This is a genomic window from Picosynechococcus sp. NKBG042902 (genome assembly GCF_963864045.1).
Classification (GTDB): Bacteria; Cyanobacteriota; Cyanobacteriia; order Cyanobacteriales; family MRBY01; genus MRBY01.
Genome location: NZ_CAWLTV010000021.1, coordinates 1 through 2,693, shown reverse-complemented (window position 1 = coordinate 2,693; position 2,693 = coordinate 1). Strand labels below are relative to the sequence as shown.

Here is a 2,693-nt window from a genome sequence, read left to right as displayed (position 1 = left end):
TAAGAGTATCCCAGCAGCCACATCCACCGGAAAATGAACGCCCAAATATAAGCGCGAGAGACAGACCAAAACAATAATTGCGATCGCCACCAGCCACAGCCAGATCTTTTGATGTAACCAGGCGATCGCCCCCCAAAATGTCGTGATCCCCTGGGCATGGCCGCTGGGAAAACTAAAACTATCCTCCGTATGGAAAGCCTCTGGGGTGATCACTGCTGGATTAACCACATAGGGACGGGGCAAGGCAAAGGCATTTTTCAAAACAAGATTACTGATGACACTTAGGGTCAATATGAGGGTTAGTAGCCGGCCCCGACGAGGATCCAGTAGCCAATAATACAAACTCAACAACAAAATATAAATTGCCTCTCCCCCCAGGTGTGTTAACGCCAGAAAAAAGCCTAAAAACCTGTCCCCAAAAACCTTCTGTAAAAACTCGATGAACAACATTGCGTTAAAGTAAAAACACGAAAAACTTTGAATTGCCAGCGCTTCGCCCATGACTTCCATCCTAGTGCCCAGCCCACGCCTCAACCAACCAACGATTAAGACCCTGGCCAATGGGTTGACAATCATTGCTGAACAGGTGCCGGTTGATGCGGTGAGCCTCAATGTGTGGCTCAATGTGGGGTCTGCGGTGGAAGCCAACAGCATTAATGGGATGGCCCATTTCCTGGAGCACATGGTCTTTAAGGGAACGCCCCAGATCGGCAATGGGGAATTTGAACAACGCATCGAAGCCAAGGGCGCCGTCACCAACGCCGCCACTAGCCAAGAATACACCCACTATTACATTACCTGTGCCCCCCAGGATTTTGCGGAACTTGCGCCCCTCCAACTAGACGTGGTGCTAAATCCTAGCATTCCCGATGCTGCCTTTGAGCGGGAACGCCATGTGGTGCTCGAAGAAATTCGTCGTTCCGAGGATAATCCCCGCCGTCGTACCTATTTCCGCGCCATTGAAACGGGGTTTGAGCGGTTGCCCTACCGTCGTCCGGTGCTCGGCCCTAGTGAGGTGATTGAAAATCTTCAAGCCCAACAAATGCGGGATTTCCACGGCTTTTGGTACCAACCCCAACGGATGACTGCCGCCGTTGCCGGAAATTTAGAGGGCGATCGCCTGATTGAATTAGTTGCCACAGCCTTCGATAAACTGTATCAATCCCAACCCACAGCAACCGTTCCCACCTTTGACGATCACTCTCCTGAAGCCCCTTTTGAAACAATTGTGCGTCGTCATTATGAAGATGAAGGCCTACAGCAAGCCCGTTTAGTGATGATGTGGCGCGTGCCGGGGCTAACGGATCTCGAAGAAACCTATGCCCTCGATATTTTGGCGACGGTGTTAGGGCAAGGTAAAGTCTCGCGCCTCGTGCAGGATCTCCGGGAAAAAAGAGGTCTGGTGACTCAAATCAGCGTTAGTAACTTCACCCAAAAACAACAGGGCGTTTTCTATATTTCTGCCCAATTACCAAGCGAAAATATTCCCGCGGTAGAAGCGGCAATCCTTGAACAAATTCAAACCATTCGTACCGCTTCTATTTTGCCCAACGAATTAGAGCGGGTGAAAACTCAAGTGGCTAATCGCTTTATTTTTGGCAATGAACGGCCCAGCGATCGCACCAATTTATACGGTTACTATTACTCGCTATTACGGGATCTCGAACCCGCTTTAAATTATCCGGAATTACTCCAAGCCATTACCCTCGAAACAATTCAAAAATCTGTACAAAAATATCTCAATCCCGAAGCTTATGGCATTGTCACCCTGACGCCACCTGCCTAAACTTTGAAAGGATGTCAGTCTCTTCTTTAAGAATATTTTGCTTGTTGAAATAAGTTGGTAGTACGGACGATATCCTGAGGGAATAAACCCATGGGTTAGGACAAGGCAGTGACAGACTATCAACTTTTAATCGACTTACATAAGGATGCTGAACGTCAAGGGCCTGGGGGAAATCCAGAAACTAAACTTGCCCTTGATTTGTTGGGGATAGATAAAACTGCTCCCTTAAAAATTGCTGATATCGGTTGCGGGACAGGGGCTTCGACATTGGTACTTGCGGAACAATTAAACGCGCAGATTACCGCCGTCGATTTCCTCCCGGATTTTCTCGAAGTCCTTGAAACGAGAGCAAAACAAAAGAAACTTTCTGAGAAAATATCGACCCTGTGCTGCTCCATGGAAAATTTACCCTTTAATGATGCAGAATTTGACGTAATCTGGTCTGAGGGAGCAATCTATAATATCGGCTTTGAAAAAGGGATCAAAGATTGGCACCGTTACCTAAAACCAGGTGGATTATTGGTCGTTTCAGAAATCACTTGGCTTACAAATTTTCGTCCGCTAGAAATTCAAAAATATTGGGAAGTTGAATATCCAGAAATTGATCTAGCCTCTGCAAAGTTTGCTTTACTCGAAGAGTACGGGTATTCGCCAATTGGTTATTTTATTTTGCCAGAACATTGTTGGTTAGAAAATTATTACCAACCGATGCAGGCGCGTTTTCAAGATTTTCTGAAACGAAACAATCATAGTGAAAATGCCCACAGTATTGTTGAAATGGAAACGCGCGAAATTGAATTATATGAACAATACAAAGCCTATTACAGTTATGGAGTATATATTGCCAGAAAATTGAATTGAAAAATAGCTAAATTGTTTTCACTTCAGGCCAATGACCTATGATTTT

3 protein-coding genes are annotated in these 2,693 nt (G+C 46.0%); 2 read left to right on the top strand and 1 reads right to left on the bottom strand.

Annotated features, from left to right (window positions below; genetic code table 11):
* On the bottom strand, positions 1-450 hold a 450-nt coding region (locus tag AACR41_RS00165), incomplete at its 3' end, for a phosphatase PAP2 family protein (protein WP_045442715.1).
* Positions 451-499: 49 nt separating this feature from the next.
* On the opposite strand from AACR41_RS00165, the gene AACR41_RS00160 reads away from it, so the two are divergent.
* Together AACR41_RS00160 and AACR41_RS00155 are read left to right on the top strand one after the other, a co-directional pair.
* Positions 500-1,786 (top strand): M16 family metallopeptidase, encoded by a 1,287-nt coding sequence (locus AACR41_RS00160; RefSeq protein ID WP_030008336.1) that lies wholly within the window; start codon positions 500-502, stop codon positions 1,784-1,786.
* A 108-nt stretch (positions 1,787-1,894) separates the two neighbouring features.
* Positions 1,895-2,647, top strand: a complete 753-nt coding sequence (locus AACR41_RS00155) for a class I SAM-dependent methyltransferase (RefSeq protein ID WP_030008335.1) — start codon at positions 1,895-1,897, stop codon at positions 2,645-2,647.
* Positions 2,648-2,693: the final 46 nt, after the last annotated feature.

Excerpts from the sequence above, each read along its gene's own strand:
- AACR41_RS00160 (WP_030008336.1), top strand. The coding sequence starts at position 500 with ATGACTTCCATCCTAGTGCCCAGCCCACGCCTCAACCAACCAACGATT.